This is a genomic window from Pseudomonas sp. BC42 (genome assembly GCF_021560055.1).
Lineage (GTDB): Bacteria > Pseudomonadota > Gammaproteobacteria > Pseudomonadales > Pseudomonadaceae > Aquipseudomonas.
Genome location: NZ_CP091067.1, coordinates 4522258 through 4544597 on the forward strand (window position 1 = coordinate 4522258; position 22340 = coordinate 4544597).

The window sequence follows — 22340 nt, forward strand, 5'->3', positions numbered from 1 at the left end:
CTGTTGATCGACCTGTTTCCCCTCTCACCCAACAACCCGCCCCAACCGCTCCGCCACACTCACCGCCTGCTCCGCACTGCCCACATTGGTAAACCCCATCACCAACCCCTGCCTCCCCCCATCCCCCAGATACCACTGCGACAACGGCTCCACCGCAATCCCCTCCCCCCGAGCCCGCCGGGCAATCTGCACATCGTCCCCCTCCCCCAGCCCAGCCACCACATGCATGCCCCCCGCCTGCGGGTCTATCTGCAAACGCCCCCCCACCTGCTGGTGCAACGCCTCCACCAGCCATTGCCGCCGACGCGCATACAAGCCACGCATTTTGTTCAGATGCCGGGCAAAGTGCCCCTCGTTGAGAAAGGCCGCGACCGTCGCCTGCTGCAGGTGCGGGCAGTGGTTGTGCAAACAATCCGCCTGGCGGGCGAATGCTGGGGTCTGTTCGGCGGGCACCACCAGGTAGGCCAGGCGCAGCCCTGGAAACAGGACTTTGCTGAAGGTGCCGGTGTAGAGCACGCGGCCCTGCTGGTCGAGGCTCTTGAGGGCCGGCAAGGGCTTGCCCTGGTAGCGGTATTCGCTGTCGTAATCGTCCTCGATGATCCAGCTGCCTTGGCGGTTGGCCCAGTCCAGCAGGGCCAGGCGCCGCGGCAGGGACAGCGACACCCCCAGCGGGCTCTGGTGGGTCGGGGTGACCACGGCAAAGCCGGCCTCTGGGGCGCGGGCGATGCCTTGGGCGACGTCCAGGCCCTGATCGTCCACGGGCACCGGCACCAACTGCGCGCCGGCTTCCAGCAGTGCGTTCCTGGCCATGAAGTAGCCGGGCTCCTCCAGCCAGCAGGTGGCGCCTGGGCGCATCAAGGTGTGGCTGATCAGGTCGAGGCAGGCGCGATAGCCGGCGCAGACGAAAATCTGCTCCGGGTGGCAGGTGATGCCCCGGGAAATCCCCAGGTAGGAGGCAATGGCCGCCCGCAGCGGGGCGTAGCCGCGCGCGTCCGGGTAGACCAGACCTTCGACGCCCGCCTGGCGCAGTTGCCGGCCCGCCAGGCGGGTCCAGAGTTTGCGCGGAAAGGCGTCCAGCGCTGGCAGGCCCATTTGCAGTGCCAGGGGCGACATGCCGGCATGGGTGGCTTGGTGGGTCGTTGCTGCCACCGGGGCGCGCTGCACGGGCGCACAAATCGGCGCCAGTTGCGGGGTGACAATGGTCCCGGCGGCCCCGCGAGCAATCAGGTAACCCTCGCCTATCAGCAGTTGATAGGCGGCTTCCACGGTGCCCCGCGCCAGGTTGAGCTCCGCGGCCAAGGCGCGAACCGCCGGCACGCGGTCCCCCGGACGCAGGCGGCCATCGGCGATGGACTCGCGAAACCGCTGGTACAGCTGGCGATAGATCGGCGCCGTCTGGCTGCGGTCCAGTTCGAAAGGAAGGATCATGGCCTAGTCATTTATGCATTTTTTGGCCCTGTAGCTTAAGCCATCGGCCTTCTACAGTGGGTCATCTCTTTGCAGCGGATGACGGACATGCCCTACACCCTTCAACACCTCGATAGCGAGGCGGCCCTGGCGGCCAGTTTCGACGTGATGCGTGTCTTGCGCCCGCACCTCACCCACCCGGCGTCCTATGTCGCCCAACTGGCCCGGCAAACCGAACAGGGCTACCGCTTGCTCGCCGCGTGGGACGCCGAGCGCATCGTCGGCCTGGCCGGTTACCGCGAGCTGGAAAACCTGCTCTACGGGCGTTTCATCTACGTCGATGACCTGGTGGTGAGCCCGGAGCTGCAGCGCAGCGGCCTGGGAGCGCGGCTGTTGAGTGCGGTGCGGGATGAGGCCGTGCAGCGTCAATGCGAGCACTTCGTGCTGGATACCGGCCTGCATATGCCCCTGGCCCAGCGCTTCTATTTCCGCCAGGGGTTGCTGGCCCGCGGCATGCACTTCACCCAGCGGCTTCGCGGTGGGGAGCCGGCATGAACACTGTCCTGTTGATCAACGCCAGCCCCCATGGCCAGGTTTCCCAGGGGCACCGGCTGGCACTGGAGCTGCTGAGTTCCCTGCGCCAACGCTATCCGCAGCTCGAACTGGTCGAACGCGATCTGGGGGCGCAGCCGTTGCCACCGCTGGGCCTGGACTACGCCCACGCCCTGACCACCGCCACGCCCTTCGACGCGCCGTTGTTCGAGGTGTCCGAAGGGCTGATTCGTGAGTTGGAGCGCTGCGATGTGCTGCTGATTGCCACGCCCATGCACAACTTCACCCTGCCGGCGGCGCTCAAGCTGTGGATCGACTACGTGCTGCGCATTCACCGCACCTTCAGCTCCGGCCCGGAGGGCAAGGTCGGCCTGCTCAAGGACCGCCCCGTGCATGTGCTGGTGAGTTCCGGCGGCTTTCACCAGGGCCCGCGGGCACGCCAACCGGACTTTCTCACGCCTTACCTGCGCCAGGTGCTGAACACGCTTGGCCTGTTCGACCTGCAGTTCACTTATCTGCAGGGCTTGGTGTTCGGCGACGAAGCGGTGCGCGCAACCCTCGACGAGGCCCGCAGCGCACTGTCCTTGCAGCCACTGTTCACCCCCCTTGTTTGCGCCTGATCACTTTTTTCTCCAGCGGAGTTTCACCATGAGCCAACTCAGACTGCCCTTTGCCACTTTGTCGCCGGCCGCCTATCAAGGCCTGCTCGCCACCAACACCGCCCTGGCCGCCAGCCCCCTGGGCCTGCCCTTACTGGAACTGGTGTATTTGCGCGTGTCGCAGATCAACGGCTGCTCGTTCTGCCTAGGCAAGCACTCACAGACCCTGCGTGAATGTGGAGTCGCCCAGGACAAACTGGATTGCCTCGCCGGCTGGCGCGTCAGCGAACTGTTCAACGACCGCGAGCGCGCCGCCCTGGACTGGGCCGAAACCCTCACCTACGTCCACGACAAGGGCGCGCCGGACGCACTGTACGAACCGCTGAAAGCGCACTTTAGCGAGGTCGAGATTTCCGACCTGACCTTGGCCGTGTCCTTGATGAATGCCTTTAACCGGCTGGCGGTGGGCATGAAGCTCTGAGAGTGAGGTCGCCGTTGACGGTGTTGGCTTTGCTTTGGACTTTGGCTCTTGATCTTCCTGCCCCTTCAGAAGGTCAAGCGCAGGTATTACGCAGGCGTCAGCCAGGGCGATGGATGGCTTGCGGGCCAATTCGCCGGCAAGCCGGCTCCTACGAAAGCGCGTACAACGCGCTTGGGCTTTTGATCTTGATCTTGCTTTTGATCTTTCTGCCCCTTCAGGAGGCCGAGCGCAGGCGTTGCGTAGGGGGCAGCTCGGCATTGATGCCGAGCTAGCCGCCCCAGGCCATGGATGGCCTGTGGCGGCGGGCCCCCGGAGCAATGCCGGAGCGAGGGAACGCCGAGCCTAGGCGAGGCGCCGGATGCGGGGGCAGGAGCGTTTTGCTTACTTTTGCGCTTTTCAAAAGTGAGTCGCTGTAAGAGCGAAACCGCCAGCCGCCGCACCCGCAGCAACGGATATGTAAACCAGCCGCCCCCAACTGCACTCGGTAAGAAGGTGCCTGCGCGTCATCGTTGGCGAGCTTCGCTGGCAAGCCAGCTCCTACAGGGGATCGGTTGCAGGTGGGCGATATCAGGTCGGTCGTGGGGTCGCCGTTTGGCACCCCCTCTCTTTATCCGAGGAAAGCTCCGGTGGCGCCGGCATCGGCCAATGCAAACAGCAGTTCCTCCAGCGCTTCCGCTGGAACCGACCCCAAGTCAACCTTGAACCTGTACCCCTCCTCGGTTGCTTCCGGGTCCGACACAAAATGCACCACCCCTTGCAGCCCTTCTTCGGTCGGCCGGTTCTCATCTTCGCCATCGAACCACTCAAAGAACCACCCCCGAATAACCTCGCATGCCTGTTCCAGGCTCAACCCCCGCACCTCCAGCGGCAACCAGTCCCAGCCAAAGGGCGAGATCCCCACCGCCATCTGCTCGATCGCAAACCTCACAGGCTCAAAACCCAGCTCAGCTTCGGCATCGACCTGCACCGGCTCCCCGCTCTCGGCCGCGATCACATCCACCCGACAAGGCGTGCCCATGGCCCCTTCAACCGCCAGCGAACCATCGCTGTTGCGGTACGCGGGCTCGACATGCGCCGCCCCTTCTGCGGCAACACGCGCCAGGGTTTCAACATAGGGTTTACGAATGGCGACAAGCAGTTCGCTGACGGTCATGGATCTGATGACTTCCTTGGCATGAACCCGCCGACGGATCGGCCTTCGACGGGGGAGATGGGTGACTGAAAATCCGCGGCAATAGTGCAATGGGCGGCAGTGGCACGTCCATGAAAAACCGAGGGCACTTTCATGTTGCCTGGGACCGCCCAGCACACCGGCCCCTGCTGAACGACACCCCTTGATACATAACTCCAGACACACAATTCAACCTACGTTATCATGCGCCTGGAGTTATAAAGCACCTCTCACCCCGACAAGGAGATGGAGGTGCAAAGCAGACAGTTGATCAAGGAGCTTGAAGCCGCGGGATGGGTGCTGGAGCGAGTCACTGGCAGCCATCATCTGTTCCAGCATCCCTACAGGCCCCACACCGTTCCAGTGCCTCACCCGAAGAAGGATCTGCCCCGGGGAACGGTCAGGGCCATCAGGAAACTGGCCGGGCTGCTTTAGCTCCCATCATTCTTCGCACCTGTATTGAGGAAATCCCCGTGCAATATCCCATCTGCATCGAGTGGGGCGACGAACACACCGCCACCGGCATCCAGATTCCCGACATCCCCGGCGCCGTCACCGCCGGCGACACCTTCGAGGCCGCCTACAGCGCCGCCATCGAGATTGCCCACGTCATGCTCGAAGAACGGGCCCGAGCCGGGCAGGCCATTCCCCTGCCCTCGCCCACCGGCAAACACCGCACCCACCCCGATTTCGCGGGCATGGGCTGGGGCATGCTGGAGATCGACATCACGCCTTACCTGGGCAAGACCGAGAAGGTCAACGTGACCTTGCCGGGGTATGTGATTCAGCAGATCGACCGCTTCGTCCGCGAGCACAACATCAAGAGCCGCTCGTCCTTCCTGGCCGATGCGGCAATGGAAAAGCTCGGGCGCTAAACACAGGCTCAAGCGGGGAACAGGGCCAATGCAGAACGCCGTCAGGTTGGAGAGTCGCCCTCAGGCCGCCTGCCGTCAGATGTTGAGTTGATCCGGCCCTGGTTTTGGTTTTGGTTTTGGCTTTTGATCTTCCTGCCCCCTTAGACACGATGGCCGAACGCAGGCAGTGAGCCGTGGGTAACCCGGCAGGACGCCGGGTTAGCCGCCATCCGGCCAGGGACGGCCGGTGGCGGCGGCCCACGGATCAATGCCGGAGTGAGGGCCTGCCGAGCATTAGCGAGGCACCGAGTGGAGGGGCAGGAGCCCTTTGGTGACTTTGGGCTGGGCCGGCATTCCGGCTTTTCCAAAGTGACTCGCTGTAAGAGCGAAACCATAAGTGGCCGTAACCGCAGCAACGGATATGTACGCAGAACCCTATGCAGCCAGGTGAAAAGCGTCGGCAGGTTTGGCGAGGACTGCGTCCTCGTGCGCAGCCTCGCTGCGCTCGACAGCGGCTACAGGTTTCGACGGTCAGGGCCATAAGGAAACTGCTTGCTTTGGCGCTGTTCAAAAGTGAGTCGCTGTAAGAGCGAAACCGCCAGCGGCCCTGGCCGCAGCAACGGATATGTCCCCCACCCCGCGCCCTCATTGAAGAGCTTCGCTGGCAAGCCAGCTCCTACGGAGGAACCAGACCACCGTAGGGCAAAAAACCGCGCTCAAACCTTGAACCGCGCCACCAACCGATTCAGCTCAATCGCCAGATTGGCCATCTCCCCGCAGGCACTGGCCGTCTGGCTGGCCCCCGCCGAGCTCTGGATCGACAGCTCGCGAATGCTGGTCAGGTTCTGATCCGCCTCGCGGGCCACCTGCGCCTGCTCTTCCGAGGCGGTGGCGATCAGCAGGTTGCGCTCATTGATCTGGGTGATCGCCTGGGCAATCTGCTTGAGCGACACATCGGCGTTCTGCGCCACCGAAATCGAGCTGTTGGCCATCTCCGCGCTGACATTCATGGCACTCACCGCCTGGGTCGAATCGGCCTGGATCGCGCTGATCATCTGCTCGATTTCCTGGGTCGACTGCTGGGTGCGGTGAGCCAGGGCCCGCACTTCATCGGCCACCACCGCAAAGCCCCGGCCCTGCTCACCGGCGCGGGCGGCTTCGATGGCGGCGTTGAGGGCCAGCAGGTTGGTCTGCTCGGCAATCGCGCGAATCACTTCCACCACCTTGCTGATGTCCTGGGCCCTGCCGGACAGCGCCTTGACTTGCTCGCCAGTGCTGGCCACGTTGCCGGCCAGGCCTTCGATGGCCTTCAGGGTCTGGGCCACGTTCTCGATGCCGGAGCGGGTGAACTCCATGGACTCGCGGGACGACTGCGCGGCCGCTTCGGCGTTGCGTGCCACCTCGTCCACCGCGGCGCTCATTTCAGTCACCGCGGTGGCTGCCTGGCTGACTTCATCGTTCTGCCGCACCAGCCCGCGGCTGGCGTCTTCGGTCACCGCGGTCATTTCTTCCGAGGCCGAGGCCAGTTGGGTCGAAGAGTCGGCGATGTGGGCGATGGTTTCCCGCAGGTTGCTCTGCATCTTGGCCAGGGCGGCCAGCAGGCGGCCGGCTTCATCGCGGCCATTGACCCCGATCTCCCGGGACAGGTCGCTGCCGGCGATGCGCTCGGCCACCGCCAGGGCATCGCCGATGGGCGCGGTGATGCTGCGGGTCAGCACGGTGGCCAGCACCACGGTGAGCACCACCGTCACCCCCATCAACACCAGCACCAGCGTCAGGCCGCTGTTGTACACCGACGAAGCGGTGATCCCCGCCTGCCTGGCGCCTTCGTCATTGAAGTCCGAGAGCTTGTCCATCTTCTCCTGCATGGCGTTGGTCATGGGGCTGATGCGGGTGTTGATCAAGGTGATGGCCGCGGCGTTGTCACCGCTGCGCAGCAGCGGCTCCAGCTCGTCCACCAGCTTGAAATAGGCCTGCACATCGGTCGCCACCGCCTGGTACAGCTCACGCTCCGCCGGCCCGGTGATCAGGGGGACGTACTGGCTGATGGTGTTCTGCAGGGTGCTTCGGTAACCGCTCAAGGAGGCGATGCGGGTCTGGCGTTGTTGTTCGTCGGTGGTCACGGTGATGCGGATGCTTTCCAGGCGCAGACGCAAGATGCCGGTCTTCATCTTGCCGATCTCGCGGATGCTGGCCATCCAGTTGGTCTCCACATCCTGTTCCGCGTCTCGCAGCTTGCCCATTTGCAGCACCGCGACCATGCCCAGGGCGAACACCACCAGGACAATGAGCGAGAAAAAGGCGGCAGACCTTGGTGCAAGATTCATTGTCCTGACGTTCATGGTTTATCTCTCTAATAGAATGGTCGGTACTTCCCTGCTGTCATTCCACGCTATCGACTGAGTGTCAGAGAGCTGCAAACAAGCCGACGACTGGGGTAGCGGCCCACTCGGCACGGCAACGTCGATACTCACTCGGGTCAATCCAGGCCTGTCGGGATTGCAGGCCACACTCCGTCCTCCTGCGCCCACGAACCGCCTCCCGGGCGGGTGAGCATCAGTTAAGTCGAATAACGCGGCCCGCGCCGTCTCGATGCTTCGGGGCAATGGCACCTGGAGCCCGGCGTCTATCCACCGGGGGGCCTAACAAGCCATAGCAGATGATGGCATTTTGTCACTGCCGTCGATCCGACCGCTCTTGAAAACCGCTCGGCCAGGTTGCGCCTGAACGGGGCAAAAACCGACTGCCCGCTGAAGAATCCAGCCGCTACGGCATACAATCCCGCCCTCAACCGCCTGAAGGATCAGCCATGTCCATCACCAACCCAACAGTCATCGATATCTGGGCAATCCCCAAATCCGCGCCCGACAGCCTGCTGTTGATCATGGTCGACCCTCTCGAATGGGGTGACGAAGCGGCGCACAGCGAGCACCTGCTCCTGCTGCAGGAGAAGATCAACACCTACATCACCTTTATCGAAAGTGAGGAGATCTACCGCGAAATTCCCGATGCCTGCGGCAAGCAGCTGATGATCCGGGTCCTGGGTTTGCACGAGCTGCCCGAGCAGGTCGATTGGTTTTTCAAACGCATTGGCGAGATCCTCAACGAGCGCGGCATCGGCTTTGATTTCGAGCTGAAAGTGACCGAACAGGCTCCCGGCCTGTAGCCCGCCAGCTGCGCGCTGCCCCTCGGTCGAGCAGCGCGCAGCACCACCTTATGCCGGTAGGATCAGCGCCCGGTTAAGCGCAATGAAATCCACATGCCGCTCATGGGAAAAGCCCTCGATCACCTCTTGCAGGTGCACATGCTCCAGGCCATCGGCCGCCATGTCAGTTGCAGCCTTGATCAGGAACTCACCCAGCGCCCTGAGCGTGTCCGGCTCGGCGAGAATCGAGATCTCGTCCAGCTGGATGCTCTGCTCACTGCCCACCGCGGTTCCCTGAACGCTAAGGCGTTTCAACGTTGGCAAAGGTCGAACTCCTGTACCCGTAGGTCATGCTCAAATCGAGGTCATGAGCAAGGTTTGACCCATCCCCACTACTGCAAGGGCACATAAATATCCGTCAGCCACTGCTCCAGTGGGGTCTGCGGATAAATACTCAGGTATTCAAAGAACATCGGCTGATCCCGCAGTTCCTCGCCACTGCCCGGCAGCCAATCGCGGTAGATCGGGTAGATGCTTTCACCGATGTGATCCGGCGAGCCCACATGCCGCACCACCGCATAGCGGCCACCGGCAATCTGCATCTCGCCAATACCCACCTCATTGGCCACCACCGCCTCATGAATCTCGCCGCAGATGGCAAAGCGGAATTCCTGCGGCGCCGTGGTATCGGGGTTGTTGAAGGGGATGCCAAAACTGCGGCTCGATGCCACCGGCGACTGCCCGCTCTGCATCCGCCAATCGATAAACCTGCGCACGCTTTCATTGACCAGCTCGGCAGGCCCGCAGTGCTCCAGCGCTGCAACCCGGGTGTCGGCAAAGTCCACGATTCGTACCTGCATGATGATGCTCCTGGAAAAATGAGGGATGGCAAATACCGCATTCCAGACCTGCCAGTTCGGCTGCTTCCTGAACGCACTCGGGCTCATGCCGAACGCCCGCCTGAACGCCCTGGAAAACGCCTCGGGGCTTTCGAAACCAGCGCCGAGCGCGGCCTCCAGCACCGAGTAGTCCGCCCGGGACACCAGGCGATGGGCCGCACCGCGCAAGCGCATCAGTTGCACATAACGTGCAACCGGCACGCCGACGAAGGCGGTGAATTGCCGATGGAAGTGAAACTCGGAGAAGTTCGCCACCCGGCTCAACGTCCTCACCGACAGATCGCCTTCAAGGTTCTCATTGATGTAGGCCAGTACCGCGTTGAAGCGTTTGGCATAGGCGGCGTTGATCGACAGGTCAGGCACTGGGCAAAGGCTCCGGGAATAACGGTAGGCACAGGATCGGCTATCCCGGCAGGCACGCGCCTAGCCGCTCTTGCTCAAGGTGCACCCGGGTGGTTCGTGACAGCCGCCCGGGGAAAGGCCTTGAATCACCCCGCGCCGTGATTGTCCTCATCATTCGACAGCAAGCCAATGGCCTGGCGCGCCAGCAACACAGAGGCGCTCCTGTTTGATAACGGCAGCGGCGCCGACCGAGCGACCGCTTGACCTCACTGGCCACTACCCCACACCACGCCGCTCGCATGATGGTTTATGGCGTCGCCGCCAAAGAACGGATATTTTGCAGCCCCCGTTCAGCGGGAGCTGTACTCACACCCCAACACAAGGACTTGCAATGGGCTTCTCGCTCCCCCTCTGGCTCATTCTCACGGCAATGACCGCTTACGCGGCCAGTACACGTGGGCGCTCGGGGCCAAGATGGTTTGCAATCGGGCTGTTCTTTCCGGGTGTCGCCCTGCTTGCCCTGTGGTTGATGCCCCGGCTGGCAAAGACCGGCGTTGACGCGCTGGTGCATGAAGATCTGCGCCCTTGTCCTGCCTGCGGCCAAGACATCAAGGCCAACGCCTCACGATGCAAGCGCTGCGGCGCCGACGTGGAGCCCATCGCCTTGAGGGATCGCAGCGGATGGGTGGCCCGCATCACCCCGCAAACCGATGAAGACTTTGCGCGCATGGCGGCCCAGATGGGGCTCATCGATATACCCACGGTTCTCGATGAACCACCGCACCTTTTTGCCGGCCCCTTCGAAGAAAAGGCCGAGGCACAGAACACCCTCAACTACCTGAAGTCCGAGCATGGCCTGGATGGACTGGTGACCTGGCGCTCAGTGACCCGGTAAATGAAATGCTTGCCAGCCGACCTCGTTAAGGATCAGACGTGTCCATCACCAATCCAAAAGTCATCGATTTCTGGGGCATCTCCAAGGAGGCGCCCAACGACCTGCTACTGGTCATTACCGACCACCTGGAATGGGGGAACAAAGCGGCGCAGGGCGAGCACTTGCTGTTGCTGCAAGAGAAAATCAACAGCTACATCGCCTTCATCGAAGGTGGCCAGATCTACACCGAGATTCCCGGCGCCTATGGCAAGTACCCGATCATTCAAGTCACGGGCTTGTATGAACTGCCCGCGCAGGCCGAGTACTTCATGGCCCGCGTGACCGAAACCCTGAATGACGTGGGCATTGGCTTCAAGTTCGAACTCAGGGCCGACGAGCGGATTCGCAACATGTAGCTAGGCCGAACAATGCGCTGCCTCAGGCAGGCTTGATCAGCGCCCGGTTGAGGGCAATCACATCCACATGCGCCTGGTGCGAGAAGTGCTCGATCACGTCTTGCAGGTGCACATGCTCCAGGCCATTGGCCGCCATGTCAGTTGCAGCCTTGATCAGGAACTCACCCAGCGCCCTGAACGTGTCCGGCTCGGCGAGAATCGAAATCTCGTCCAGCTGGATGCGCTGGTCACTGCCCACCGCGGCTCCCTGAACGGTGAATGTCTTCAGCTTTTTCAAAGGTTGAATGCCTGTACCCGTGGATCATTGTTGAGGGGGCCCGTCTGCAGCGAAAATCAGCACCTGCGGCCAAGGCCTTGGCCCTACTGCACCGGCAAGAAATTCATCAGCAACAGGCTCTGCGCATAATTGAACCCCACCCGCCGATAGCGCTCATCCAGAATCTGCGTCAGCAAATCCAGGCGCGCGACGATCTTGCCAAACTCCACGGCAAAACTCAGGTTGCTGCCCTCCTCGGAAATCTCGTTGGAGAACAGCAACAGCACGCCATTGGCATCCTGGCGCTGGCTCAGCAGCCAGGTGGCTTTTTCAATATTGCGCGCCGCATTGCTGATGAACTGCGGATCGATGCTATCGGTCATGTAGAACTCGGTCCGCCCGCCATGGGCGGTCACCAGCATGCTGCCAATGGCATAGATAAAGGCACCGACCCGATCCCCCTCAAACTCCGGGCTCAAGGAATAACTCAAGGCCGCCAAATCACGACGATCTCCCAGAGCCGGCAGTGGCTGGCGTTTTTCGATGGCGTTGCGGATCTCGCGCTGGGCCGTGGTGCCGTCGGGGAAACCCGACTTGCGCCACTGGCTGGGATTGCGCAGGTAGAGCTTACCCATCAGCAGGTACAGGCTCTGCAGGTTGTCGCGCATGCCGATGGTGGCCATGCGATCGACACTGGTCTGGAAGAATTCATCAGGCCTGGCGTCACCAAACTGTTTGGCGATATCCCGGCCTTGCTGCTGGGTGCAGGCGGTGGCGCCAAGCATCAGCAGCGCCACCAGGAACAGGCGCGCAAAGCGGGTTTGCATCATGCAAGAAGAGGGAGCGTAGGCCATCGGCACCGGGTCGAAATTCACGGGCTGCGGCGGGGATCGGCGCGGCCAGGCCTGGTGATAGAACGCAAAACTGTAAAAAAGTGCGATGGCCGCCGCCGGCCATCGCCAAAGAGCGCCCCTTAAGGGCGTCGCAACTGACCGGGGGACACGATGATCTTGACGTTGTGTTCCTTGTTGTTGACCAGCTCCTCGAAGCCCTGGCCGACGATCTCTTCCAGCTGGATGCGCCCGGTCACCAGGGGCGCAATGTCCAGCCGGCCATCGGCGATAAAGGCGATCACATCGGCGAATTCACCGTTGTAGGCCAGGGCCCCGAGCACCTGTTTCTCGGTGGCCACCAGTTCGAAGAAGTTGAACTCGCTGGGCTCTTCGAAGATCCCCACCAGCACGCATTTGCCGGCCTTGCGGATCAGATCGATGGCCAGCTTGGCGGTGTGCTTGTTGCCGATGCACTCGAAGCTGACATCGGCCCCCAGCCCGCCGGTCAAGCGCTTGACCTCGGCCAAGGCGTCGCATTCCTTGGGGTCGAGCACGTGGGTGGCGCCCACCTCCAGGGCCTTGGCCTTGCGCGCGCCGGACATTTCCAGGGCGATCACCTGGGCCGCGCCGGCGGCCTTGGCGCACATGATGGTGCACAGGCCGATGGTGCCGGCGCCGACCACCACCACGTTCTGCCCCAGCAGGCTGCCGGCCTTTTTCACCGCGTGCATGCCCACCGCCAGCGGCTCGATCAAGGCCCCGGCCTCGGCGGGAAAGTTCTCCGGCAAGGCGTACAGCAGGTTGGCCGGCACGTTGACCAATTCGGCGAAGGCGCCGTTGTTCATCAGCCCGGTAAAGGCCAGGTTTTCGCAGATGTTGTACCGGCCGTGGGTGCAGTAGTAGCAGGTGCCACAGTGCTGGCAGGCGTCGGCGGCCACCGGCTGGCCGACACTGAACCCCTGGACCCCTTCGCCCAGGGCGACGATCTCGCCGCAGAACTCGTGGCCGAGGATGCACTGGCCCTTGATCCCGGTCAGCGGGTGCGGCGCGTCCACCGGAATGAACACCGGCCCGGCCACGTATTCGTGCAGGTCGGAACCGCAGATGCCGCACCAATCGACGCGAATCTGCACCCAGCCGGCGGGCGGCGCGTCGGGCAGCGGTACGTCTTCGACGCGGATATCGTGGCGGCCATGCCAGACCGCGGCGCGCATGCTCGGAACGGATTTGAGGGCAACACTCATCTTGGCTTCTCCTGATTGTTATAGGACTGCGACGGCCCCCTGGCCGCCGCAGCACAGCTCAGTGCTGGCGAATGAAGTCGAGGATCAGGCGGTTGACCTGCTCCGCCGCTTCCATCTGCAGCATGTGCCCCTGCCCCGGCAGCACCTCGATCTGCGCCTTGAGATCGGCGCTGTGGCTCACCGGAATGATCCGGTCGTCGCTGCCCCAGATCACCAGCACCGGCTGCGCGCCGTCCTGCACCACCGGGCGCAGGTCGGCCTGCTGGCGGCCGTCGGCGAACAGCGTGCCGGCCAACTGCCCGAGGGCCGCTTGCACCCCTTCCAGGCGCTTGTACTTGAGCATGTCGTCGAGCATCTGCCGGTTCACCAACTCGGCGTTGGAGAACAGCTGCACCAGTTGCGGCTTGAGCGCATTGCGGTTGCTGGCCTCGACAAAGCCTTGCAGGTAGTCGCCGTTGATCTCAGCGCCCAGCCCGGCGCTGCCGATCAGGGTCAGCGAGCGCACGCGCTCGGGCGCCAGCCGCGCGGTGTTGAGGGACACCGCGCCGCCCATGGAGTGGCCCACCAGATGGGCCACGGGAATCTCCAGGTGATCCAGCAGCGCCAGCAGCACCTCGCTCAATTCATCCAGGTCGCCCCGTTGCAGGGCCTTGGCCGATTCGCCGTGGCCCGGCAGGTCGAGGGCGATCACCCGGCGCCCGGCGGCCAGGGCCTCGTGGTTGAACAGCCAGTTGTTGAGGTCGCCGCCAAAGCCGTGCACCAGCAGCAGCGGCGTGCCGCCTTCGCCGCGCTCGAAATAGCGGATCAACCGACCGCCCAGTTCGACCTTCTGCGGCGCCGGGCCGCTGTCTTCGTCGGCGCTGTCGCCGGGCACAAAGCTGGCCTGGAACTGCGCGATCACCGCGTCGATCTCGGCGTCGCTGGCCTCGCCTTCGACCACGATGCCCAGCAACGCACCCACCGCCAGGGTCTCGTCCTGGCGGGCGATCTGCCGGCGCAGGACACCGGAGAACGGCGCCTCGACGCTGCTGGAGATCTTGTCGGTCTCCACGTCCAGCACTTCATCGCCCTTGCTGATGCTCTGGCCTTCTTCCTTGAGCCAGGCATCGACCCGGCCCTCGGTCATCGACAGGCCCCACTTGGGCATGGTCAGGGTATGGATCTGGCTCATCAGCGGCTCCACTCGATCACGGTGAGCACGGCTTGTTCGATCTTCGCCGCGTCGGGGATGTACAGGTCTTCCAGGGCGTCGGAGAACGGCACTGGGGTGTGGGGCGCAGTGACCATTTCGATCGGTGCCTTGAGGGAGGCGAAGGCTTTCTGCGCCACCAGGGCCGAGATGTCGGTGGCCATGGAGCAGCGTGGGTTGGCTTCGTCGATCACCACCAGGCGCCCGGTCTTCTCCACGCTTTCCAGGATGCTGTCTTCGTCCAGCGGGCTGGTGGTGCGCAGGTCGATGACTTCGCAATCGATGCCGCGCCCGGCCAGGCTGCGCGCCGCGTCCAGGGCGGTGTTCACCGTGCGCCCGTAGGACACCAGGGTCACGTCCTTGCCGTCACGCAGGAAGTTGGCCTCGCCGAAGGGAATCGCGTAGGACTCTTCCGGCACGTCGCCCTGCAGGCTGTAGAGCATTTTGTGCTCGCAGAAGATCACCGGGTCGTTGTCGCGGATCGCCTGGATCAGCAGGCCCTTGGCGTCGTAGGGCGACGACGGGCAGACCACTTTCAGCCCGGGGATGTGGGTCCACAGCGAGGTGAGCATTTGCGAGTGCTGGGCCGCGGCGCGCAGGCCGGCGCCGACCATGGTGCGGATCACCAGCGGGGTCTGGGCCTTGCCGCCGAACATGTAGCGAAACTTCGCCGCCTGGTTGAGGATCTGGTCCAGGCAGCAGCCGGCGAAGTCGACGAACATCAGCTCGCACACCGGGCGCACGCCACGGGTGGCGGCGCCGACCGCGGCACCGACGTAGCCGATCTCCGACAGCGGGGTGTCCAGCACCCGTCCGGGGAATTGATGGTAGAGGCCCTTGGTCACCCCGAGCACACCGCCCCAGGCGTCGTTGTCGCCGGGGGCGCCGGCACCGCCCGCCACGTCTTCACCCATGATGAACACGCTGGGGTCGCGCCGCATTTCCTGGGCCAGGGCTTCGTTGATGGCCTGCTGGTAACTGATTTTTCTCGCCATGATGGTGATCTCTTGTTGTTCTATGGGGCGTTATGGGTAGGCGACGTAAACGTCGCTGAGCAGGTCGGCGGGGCTCGGCTTGGGATCGGACTTGGCCTTGCGCACCGCGTCCTCGATCAGCGCGTCCACGTCGGCATCGATCTGGTCCAGCTGGCTGGCCTGCACCAGGCCCGAACGGGTGGTGCGCTCGCGGAACTGCATCAGGCAGTCGTTGTGATCGCGGTAATGCTTGACCTCGTCGGGGGCGCGGTAGGTCTGGGCGTCGCCCTCGAAGTGGCCGTAGTAGCGGGTCAGCTTGACCTCGATCAGCGACGGCCCCTCCCCGGCCCGAGCCCGTTCCACGGCGGCGCCGGCGGCTTCGTGCACGGCGAAGAAGTCAAAACCGTCCACCGTCACCCCGGGCATGCCGAAGCCGGCGGCGCGGTCGGCGATGTGATCGCAGGCCACCGACCAGTTGGAGGCCGTGGCCTCGGCGTAGCCGTTGTTCTCGGCGATGAACAGGCACGGCAGGTTCCATACCGAGGCCATGTTCATGGCCTCGAACACCGCGCCTTCGTTGGAGCCGCCGTCGCCGAAGAACACCACCGACACACCGTCGGTGCCTTGCAGCCGGGCGGCCAGGGCCGCGCCCACCACCAGCGGCGCCCCGGCACCGACAATGCCGTTGGCGCCGAGCATGCCCTTCTCGAAATCGGCGATGTGCATGGAGCCGCCCTTGCCCTGGCAGACCCCGGTCTTCTTGCCGTAGATCTCCGCCATCATCCCGTAGACGTCCACGCCCTTGGCGATGCAATGGCCGTGGCCGCGGTGGTTAGAGGCGATGCAGTCGTCGTCGCGCAGGTGGGCCATGACCCCGGCGGCGGAGGCTTCTTCCCCGGCGTAGAGGTGAACGAAACCGGGGATCTCGCCGGTGGCGAATTCCACGTGCAGGCGTTCTTCGAATGCGCGGATGGTGCGCATCACCCGGTAGGCGTGGAGCAACTGGTCAGTGGTCAGGGGTGTCGACATTTTTATTCTCCAGGGTGTCTTCGGACTGAAGGTTCACGGGGTGTTGCCGGTGATGGCGGTCGATGGCCAGCAGGCGCTGGCGCGCCGCGTGGGCCAGGACCGCGTTGACGTCGATGCTCAGCGGGCCGCCGGCATCCAGGGTGACCGTGGGCCGGTCGTGGGGGTTGAATTCGATCTCGCGCTCGCCATCCAGGGCCAGGGTGCCGGCGCTCAGGCACAGCGGCTGGGGCTCATTGGGTTGCAGATAACCAGCCTCCAGCACCCCGCAGCCCTGCAGCAGGCCGGAGGCCAGGGGCACCAGCAGCGCTTCGGGGGATTGCGGGTCCAGGCGCATCCAGGCGCCGTGGCGGTCCTGGCGGGTCACCGGCAACCACAGCCCGCAGAGCGCGGAAATGCCGATGGACTGGGGTTCGGCGAAGGTCACGAAGACCTGCGCCAGGTCGCTGCCACGACTGATGGCCCGGGCGCCGACGAAGGCCAGGGGCGACACCGCCACATCCACCAGGGCCACTTCGCACAGGCCTCGGGCCGGCTCGCGCACCAGCAGGCGCTTGTTGCGCCGCAGGGCGATGTCGGCCGGCACCCGGCCGCTGGCGTAGAGCCCGCCGGCCAGCCCGGCGCTGGTGGCTTCGCGCAGTTCCGGAAAGGCGTTGTTGGTGCCGGTGGACAGGGTCAGCAGCGGGATGTCGCCAACCTCGGCGGCCACCGCCTTGTGGGTGCCGTCGCCGCCAAGCACGGCGATCAGCGCCACCCCGCGCTCGGCCATCCAGCGCGCGGCCTGGCGGGTGTCCTCGACGCTCTGGCGCAGGGTCAGGTCGAGGAACTCCAGGGCCGGCCAGTGCTGCTCCCGGGCCTGGCGGCTGCGGCTGTTCTTCTGCACCGCGGCGGCGATGCCGGTCATGTCGGTGGGCATCAGCACCTGCTCGATGCCGGTGGCGCCAAAGGCCGCCAGCAGACGCTGGATCACCGAGACCTTGTCGGTGCTGGAGAACAGCCCGGCGTTGGCGGTGAGGCGGCGCACATCACGGCCCGAAGCCGGGTTGGCGATGATGCCAACGGTCAGGGGGCGGCGGTTCATGGGCTCACCGCGGGCGGAGCACAGGCAGGAGAAAACATTGGGCACCTCGTTCTTATTCTTCGATGGGCCAGTCGACGCGGGTTGCCGGGGACTGGTTGCCAAGGGCCAGAGCAAGGCCGGTGCCAGTTGTCGGAAAATCTCTGAAAAAGGCCGTTCCAGAGCGGCTGACAGGCTTGCTGCGACGCGTTGAAGCCAGCCGCCCGTGAGACGTCGCATGTCAGGCTGCACGGGGCCTGGGCGAGACCTTGAGACGTTGCGTCTCACTGCCGTCCCGGCGGCGTTCGGTGCTTGTCCAGGGCGGCGGATCGGCGCTTAATGCGCCGACAACGATAAGAAGCTGCAACCGGAGGCCTTCATGCTTTCCGCACATTCCAAAGCCCATGTGGACTGCGTCAGCCGGGTCCTGAAAAACGCCGCGCACCTGCCCCAGGCGCCGGTGCCGAGCCTGATCCTCGACTCCTGGCGGCGCTCCATGGAGCAGCACCAACTCGACCCCGGTTCGCTGCAGGGGCCGCGCATCCTCTCGGAAAACGTGCTCAAGGAATGCCGCGAGCGCTCCGAGCTGTTCCTGCGCATCGCCAGCGAAGAAGTGGCGCGCCTGCATGGCCGGGTGCGCGACGCCGACTACTGCGTGCTGCTCACCGACGCCCAGGGCCAGACCATCGACTACCGGGTGGAATCCACCCTGCGCAACGACTGCCGCAAGGCCGGGCTGTACCTGGGCACCTGCTGGTCGGAGGGTGAAGAAGGCACCTGCGGCGTGGCCGCGGTGCTCACCGCGCGCACGCCGATCACCGTGCACAAGCGCGATCATTTTCGTGCCGCCTTCATCGGCCTGACCTGCTCCGCCGCCCCGGTGTTCGATCCCCAGGGCGATCTGCTGGGGGTGCTGGACGTGTCGGCGGTGCGCTCCCCGGATGACCGCCGTTCCCAGCACCTGATCCGGCAGATGGTGGTGCAGAGCGCGCGGGAGATCGAACAGGCGTTCTTCATGAACAGCGCCCAGGGCTACTGGGTGCTGCGGGCCCATGCCAGCCCGGGTTATGTCGACAGCCAGCCGGATTATCTGCTGGCCTGGGACGACGACGGCTGCCTGCGGGCGCTGAACCCGGCGGCGCGCCATTACCTGCTGCGCCGCTATGGCCGCTTGCCGCAGCACATCACCCAGGTGTTCGACCCGCAACTGTTGCAACGCGCCCGGGACGAGGTCCTGTGCCCGCTGTCCGCCGAGCTGCATGGCCGCTTGCAGGCGCCGCGCCGGCCCCAGAGCCGCCCCCGCCTGAGCCTGGCCGGCGAGCCGCTGGACCCGCGGGTGGAACAGAGCCTGCGCCTGGCGGTGCGGGTCAAGGACCGGCATCTGCCGGTGCTGATCCAGGGCGAGACCGGTTCCGGCAAGGAAGTCTTCGCCCGCCAATTGCACCAGGCCAGCCAGCGCCGGGACCGGCCCTTTGTCGCGGTGAACTGCGCGGCGATTCCCGAGAACCTGATCGAGAGCGAGCTGTTCGGCTATGTCGCCGGAGCCTTTACCGGGGCCTCGAACAAGGGCATGCAGGGGCTGCTGCAACAGGCCGATGGCGGCACCCTGTTCCTCGATGAGATTGGCGACATGCCCCTGGCCTTGCAGACCCGCCTGCTGCGGGTGCTGGCCGAGGGGGAAGTGGCGCCGCTGGGGGCCGCGCAACGCAAGGCGGTGGACATCCAGGTGATCTGCGCCACCCACCGCGACCTGGAAGCCCTGGTGGCCGAGGGCAGCTTTCGCGAAGACCTGTATTTCCGCCTCGGTGGCGCGCGCTTTCAACTGCCGCCGCTGCGCGAACGCAGCGACCGGCTGGCACTGATCACCCAGATAGTCGAAGAGGAGTCCAAGCGCTGCGGCGCGCCGGTGCAACTGGGCAATGCGGCGCTGGAGTGCCTGTTGGGCTACCGCTGGCCGGGCAACGTGCGGCAACTGCGCCACGTGCTGCGCTATGCCTGCGCCGTGTGCGAAGGGCCGCTGATCCAACTGCATGACTTGCCCGAACAACTGCGCGGCACAGCAGCCGAAGGCGCCCTGCCCGCCCAGGAAAGCGCCACCAGCCCCGAACGCCAGGCCCTGCTGGATGCCCTGGTGCGCCACCGCTGGAAACCCGTGGCGGCGGCCAAGGCCCTGGGCATTTCCCGCGCCACCCTGTACCGCCGCGTGCAACAGCACGGCATCCAGATGCCCGGCCGCAGCCCGGTCTAACCCCAATGAAAACCTGTAGCCGCTGCTGAGCCTGCGAAGCTGCGCAAAGGCCCGCAGGGCCTTGCCTGGCGACCTCCCGCCGAATCTTCAGCGCCTCAGAAGTCCCCCGCGTCTCCTGCGGAGCCGTGCGCAGCCTGCGGCAGCGGCTACAGGGTGGGGTTGAGGCGGGCGCGGTAGCGCCCGGGGCTTTCGCCGGTCCATTTCTTGAACGCGCGGTGGAAGGCGCTGGGCTCCTGGAAGCCGGTCAGTTCGGCAATCTCGCTGATGCTGACGTGGGTGCGGCGCAGCAGTTCGACGGCGACGCCGCGGCGCACTTCGTCCTTGACCTCCTGATAGGAGCCGCCCTCGCGCTCCAGGCGCCGGCGCAGGGTGCTGGCGCTCATCTGCACTTCGCGGGCAAAGGCTTCCAGGGTCGGCCACTGGCTGTAGTGGCTGCCCCGCAGGCGTTGGTGCACCTGGCGGGTCAGGCCGTGCTGGTTGCGAAAACGGATCACCAGCCATTGCGGGGCGCTGCGCAGGAACACCTTGAGCGAGGCCAGGTCCTGGACCACCGGCAGGCGCAGGAAGCGGCTGGCGAATTCGATCTCGGTGCGCCCGGCATTCCAGCTCAGGTTGCTGCCCCACAGCAGCGCATCGTCGCTGAGGCTCAGGCGGGAATGGCGAAAGTCGGCGCGGTCGATGGGGATCCGCCGCCCGCCCAGCCAGCACAGCAGGCTGATGATCAGCACCAGCAGGGTTTCTTCGGCGTAGTGGCCGCGCAGCGGGTCGGCGCAGTGGCTTTCAACGCTGATCACCGCGCGCTTGCCACGCACGCTGAGGTGGGCGCCGACGTCCCGTAAAAACAGGCCAAAGTTGTTCAGGCACTGGCGCAGGGCCTTTTCCAGGTTGGGTTCCTGGATCAGTCCGCGGCAGATCAGGGCAAAGGCCCCCGGCGGCATGCCACGGGAGTCGAGCTGGAAGAATTCGTCCTGCAATTCGCGGATCTGGATCAGCCACAGGGCGGCAAAGGCGCTGCCGGGCACCCGCGCCCGGGGCTGGTCGAGCAGCGCCGGGTCGATGCCGGCCTCCCTCAGTACCGCCGCCAGCCGCTGCGGCTGCTCACGCAGGGCATGGGTCATCACCCGGACAAAGTAGACCGCGACCGAATCCGTTTCACGCATGTAGAGGCTGTGCTCCCGTAGCAGGACCTATGGCAAAAAACGCCAGCACCCTTGACCGCTTTCGGCATAGGCCGGCCACCGTGTGCGGCTCTAGACTCGCGCTGGATAACGCGCTGGGCAAGGCAACCGCGCCATGCTCCGCGAAGGCCATGAACAAAGGAAGAGCTGAAGATGAATCTTGCGAATATCGGGGTGATCGGCGCCGGCACCATGGGCAACGGCATTGCCCAGGTCTGCGCCCAGGCGGGCTTCGACGTGACCCTGCTGGACATCGCCCAGGGCGCCCTGGAAAAGGCCCTGGCCACCATCGGCAAGAACCTCGACCGGCAGGTGAGCAAGGGCACGCTGAGCGAAGGCGACAAGCTCGCCGCCCTGGGTCGGATCCGCATCAGCACCGATTACAGTGCGCTCAAGGACGCGCAGCTGGTGATTGAAGCCGCCACCGAGAACCTCGACCTCAAGCTCAAGGTGCTGCAGCAGATCGCCGCCCAGGTCAGCGCCGAGTGCGTGATCGCCTCCAACACCTCGTCGCTGTCGATCACCCAGCTGGCCGCCAGCGTCAGCGCGCCGGAGCGTTTCATCGGCCTGCATTTTTTCAACCCGGTGCCGGTGATGGGCCTGATCGAGGTGATCCGCGGCCTGCAGACCAGCGACGCGACCCACGCCCTGGCCATGAATATGGCCGAGCGCCTGGGCAAGACCGCAATCACCGCCGGCAACCGCCCGGGTTTTGTGGTCAACCGCATCCTGGTGCCGATGATCAACGAGGCAATCCTGGTGTTCCAGGAAGGCTTGGCCAGCGCCGAGGACATCGACGCCGGCATGCGCCTGGGCTGCAACCAGCCGATCGGCCCGCTGGCCCTGGCCGACCTGATCGGCCTGGACACCCTGCTGGCGATCCTCGAAGCCTTCTACGACGGCTTCAACGACAGCAAGTACCGCCCCGCGCCGCTGCTCAAGGAAATGGTTGCCGCCGGTTACCTGGGGCGCAAGACCGGTCGGGGTTTCCATCACTATGGCTGAGCGCTGCTCACGCTTTGCCGAAAGCCGCGACAAGGCCCTGGAGCTGTTCGCCAGCAAGGGCTTCGGCCAGGTCGGCATGCGTGAGCTGGCGAGCCATCTGGGGCTGACCCCGGGCTCGCTGTACCACCATTACCCGAGCAAGCAGCACCTGCTGCTGGACCTGATCGAAGAGTTCTTCGATGAGCTGCACAGCACCCTCAAGCGCCTGCAACGGCGCAAGTTGCAGGGCGACTGCCTGCCGGCGCTGATTCGCGCCCACCTGAAGCTGCACCGGGAATTGCCGCGGCATTTTCGCCTGGTGGAACGTGACAGCGGCTGCCTCAATCCCGACCAGCAGGTGCGGGTCGGGCAATTGCGCGAGCGTTACGAGCAACAACTGCTGCAACTGCTGGGCACCCCGCCCGGCCTCGGCCCGGCGGCCCAGCGCGCCGCCGCCCATGCCCTGGCCAACCTGCTCAACAGCGCCCCCAGCTGGTTCAGCGAGCAACCGCTGGCCGAGCGTGAACGTGAGGCGCTGCTGGAAAACCTGCTCAGCGGCGCCATCGAGCGCCTGCTGGGTGGCGCGCCGCTGCACAGCGCGGTGGCCTGAG

At 64.9% G+C, this 22340-nt stretch carries 24 protein-coding genes; 11 read left to right on the forward strand and 13 right to left on the reverse strand.

The genetic code is table 11. The features are described 5' to 3' along the window. Positions 1-24: 24 nt before the first annotated feature. Positions 25-1428 carry a PLP-dependent aminotransferase family protein gene (locus L1O02_RS20185; RefSeq protein ID WP_108546321.1) on the reverse strand — a complete coding sequence of 468 codons (1404 nt, stop codon included), beginning with the start codon at positions 1426-1428 and terminating at the stop codon, positions 25-27. Between the two features lie 87 nt (positions 1429-1515). Between L1O02_RS20185 and L1O02_RS20190 the strand changes: the two genes are divergently transcribed. From L1O02_RS20190 to L1O02_RS20200, 3 genes are read left to right on the forward strand one after another with little or no spacing between them, the layout of a single operon-like run. Beyond that, positions 1516-1962 carry a GNAT family N-acetyltransferase gene (locus tag L1O02_RS20190; RefSeq protein WP_108546320.1) on the forward strand — a complete coding sequence of 149 codons (447 nt, stop codon included), beginning with the start codon at positions 1516-1518 and terminating at the stop codon, positions 1960-1962. Beyond that, positions 1959-2579, forward strand: a complete 621-nt coding sequence (locus L1O02_RS20195; RefSeq protein WP_102863379.1) for an NAD(P)H-dependent oxidoreductase — start codon at positions 1959-1961, stop codon at positions 2577-2579. The genes L1O02_RS20190 and L1O02_RS20195 overlap by 4 nt, the downstream gene beginning before the upstream one ends. Positions 2580-2607: 28 nt before the next feature. Beyond that, positions 2608-3039, forward strand: a complete 432-nt coding sequence (locus L1O02_RS20200; RefSeq protein WP_016968757.1) for a carboxymuconolactone decarboxylase family protein — start codon at positions 2608-2610, stop codon at positions 3037-3039. A 607-nt stretch (positions 3040-3646) separates the two neighbouring features. Here the strand turns inward: L1O02_RS20200 and L1O02_RS20205 are convergent. Then, on the reverse strand, positions 3647-4192 hold the full coding sequence (locus L1O02_RS20205; RefSeq protein WP_235758586.1) for a hypothetical protein: 546 nt from the start codon (positions 4190-4192) through the stop codon (positions 3647-3649). A gap of 270 nt (positions 4193-4462) precedes the next feature. On the opposite strand from L1O02_RS20205, the gene L1O02_RS20210 reads away from it, so the two are divergent. Beyond that, positions 4463-4645, forward strand: coding sequence for a type II toxin-antitoxin system HicA family toxin (locus L1O02_RS20210; protein ID WP_042942436.1), 183 nt, complete (start codon positions 4463-4465; stop codon positions 4643-4645). Positions 4646-4683: 38 nt separating this feature from the next. Then, positions 4684-5085, forward strand: coding sequence for a type II toxin-antitoxin system HicB family antitoxin (locus tag L1O02_RS20215; RefSeq protein ID WP_016968754.1), 402 nt, complete (start codon positions 4684-4686; stop codon positions 5083-5085). A 695-nt stretch (positions 5086-5780) separates the two neighbouring features. Here the strand turns inward: L1O02_RS20215 and L1O02_RS20220 are convergent. Further along, entirely contained in the window at positions 5781-7406 is a 1626-nt protein-coding gene (locus L1O02_RS20220) for a methyl-accepting chemotaxis protein (RefSeq protein ID WP_108546318.1), read from the reverse strand. 467 nt (positions 7407-7873) lie between these two features. Between L1O02_RS20220 and L1O02_RS20225 the strand changes: the two genes are divergently transcribed. Continuing rightward, positions 7874-8230, forward strand: coding sequence for a DUF6572 domain-containing protein (locus tag L1O02_RS20225; protein ID WP_207816638.1), 357 nt, complete (start codon positions 7874-7876; stop codon positions 8228-8230). A gap of 48 nt (positions 8231-8278) precedes the next feature. On the opposite strand, the gene L1O02_RS20230 is transcribed toward L1O02_RS20225, so the two are convergent. Further along, positions 8279-8533: a hypothetical protein gene (locus L1O02_RS20230; RefSeq protein ID WP_235758587.1), complete on the reverse strand. Its 255-nt coding sequence runs from the start codon at positions 8531-8533 to the stop codon at positions 8279-8281. A gap of 68 nt (positions 8534-8601) precedes the next feature. Then, complete coding sequence (locus L1O02_RS20235; protein WP_060843048.1) at positions 8602-9471, reverse strand: AraC family transcriptional regulator; 870 nt, start codon at positions 9469-9471, stop codon at positions 8602-8604. Positions 9472-9841: 370 nt separating this feature from the next. On the opposite strand from L1O02_RS20235, the gene L1O02_RS20240 reads away from it, so the two are divergent. Both L1O02_RS20240 and L1O02_RS20245 read left to right on the forward strand, forming a co-directional pair. Next, complete coding sequence (locus L1O02_RS20240) at positions 9842-10345, forward strand: zinc ribbon domain-containing protein (RefSeq protein ID WP_235758588.1); 504 nt, start codon at positions 9842-9844, stop codon at positions 10343-10345. 38 nt (positions 10346-10383) lie between these two features. Next, entirely contained in the window at positions 10384-10740 is a 357-nt protein-coding gene (locus L1O02_RS20245) for a DUF6572 domain-containing protein (RefSeq protein ID WP_235758590.1), read from the forward strand. Positions 10741-10762: 22 nt separating this feature from the next. Here the strand turns inward: L1O02_RS20245 and L1O02_RS20250 are convergent, their stop codons facing one another. From L1O02_RS20250 to L1O02_RS20280, 7 genes are all read right to left on the reverse strand, one after another. Then, a complete protein-coding gene (locus tag L1O02_RS20250) occupies positions 10763-11017 on the reverse strand; it encodes a hypothetical protein (protein WP_235758592.1) in 255 nt (84 codons plus the stop codon). 83 nt (positions 11018-11100) lie between these two features. Continuing rightward, a complete protein-coding gene (locus L1O02_RS20255; protein WP_235760263.1) occupies positions 11101-11826 on the reverse strand; it encodes a hypothetical protein in 726 nt (241 codons plus the stop codon). Between the two features lie 143 nt (positions 11827-11969). Next, entirely contained in the window at positions 11970-13043 is a 1074-nt protein-coding gene (locus tag L1O02_RS20260) for a 2,3-butanediol dehydrogenase (RefSeq protein ID WP_235760264.1), read from the reverse strand. 88 nt (positions 13044-13131) lie between these two features. Then, a complete protein-coding gene (locus L1O02_RS20265) occupies positions 13132-14244 on the reverse strand; it encodes an acetoin dehydrogenase dihydrolipoyllysine-residue acetyltransferase subunit (RefSeq protein ID WP_235758594.1) in 1113 nt (370 codons plus the stop codon). Next, entirely contained in the window at positions 14244-15257 is a 1014-nt protein-coding gene (locus tag L1O02_RS20270; RefSeq protein ID WP_060843043.1) for an alpha-ketoacid dehydrogenase subunit beta, read from the reverse strand. Before L1O02_RS20270 ends, L1O02_RS20265 begins: the two co-directional genes overlap by 1 nt. A 30-nt stretch (positions 15258-15287) precedes the next feature. Beyond that, positions 15288-16265 (reverse strand): thiamine pyrophosphate-dependent dehydrogenase E1 component subunit alpha, encoded by a 978-nt coding sequence (locus L1O02_RS20275; RefSeq protein ID WP_235758596.1) that lies wholly within the window; start codon positions 16263-16265, stop codon positions 15288-15290. Then, a complete protein-coding gene (locus L1O02_RS20280; protein ID WP_235758598.1) occupies positions 16243-17343 on the reverse strand; it encodes an NAD(+)/NADH kinase in 1101 nt (366 codons plus the stop codon). The genes L1O02_RS20275 and L1O02_RS20280 overlap by 23 nt, the downstream gene beginning before the upstream one ends. A 355-nt stretch (positions 17344-17698) precedes the next feature. Between L1O02_RS20280 and L1O02_RS20285 the strand changes: the two genes are divergently transcribed. Then, on the forward strand, positions 17699-19567 hold the full coding sequence (locus L1O02_RS20285) for a sigma-54-dependent Fis family transcriptional regulator (RefSeq protein WP_129406644.1): 1869 nt from the start codon (positions 17699-17701) through the stop codon (positions 19565-19567). Between the two features lie 146 nt (positions 19568-19713). On the opposite strand, the gene L1O02_RS20290 is transcribed toward L1O02_RS20285, so the two are convergent. Further along, positions 19714-20727: an AraC family transcriptional regulator gene (locus L1O02_RS20290; RefSeq protein ID WP_129406645.1), complete on the reverse strand. Its 1014-nt coding sequence runs from the start codon at positions 20725-20727 to the stop codon at positions 19714-19716. A 171-nt stretch (positions 20728-20898) separates the two neighbouring features. Between L1O02_RS20290 and L1O02_RS20295 the strand changes: the two genes are divergently transcribed. Continuing rightward, the gene (locus L1O02_RS20295) at positions 20899-21750 is read left to right on the forward strand and encodes a 3-hydroxybutyryl-CoA dehydrogenase (RefSeq protein ID WP_060838472.1); all 852 of its coding nucleotides are present in this window, start codon (positions 20899-20901) and stop codon (positions 21748-21750) included. Next, positions 21743-22339 carry a TetR/AcrR family transcriptional regulator gene (locus tag L1O02_RS20300; RefSeq protein ID WP_060843038.1) on the forward strand — a complete coding sequence of 199 codons (597 nt, stop codon included), beginning with the start codon at positions 21743-21745 and terminating at the stop codon, positions 22337-22339. Before L1O02_RS20295 ends, L1O02_RS20300 begins: the two co-directional genes overlap by 8 nt. Position 22340: the final 1 nt, after the last annotated feature.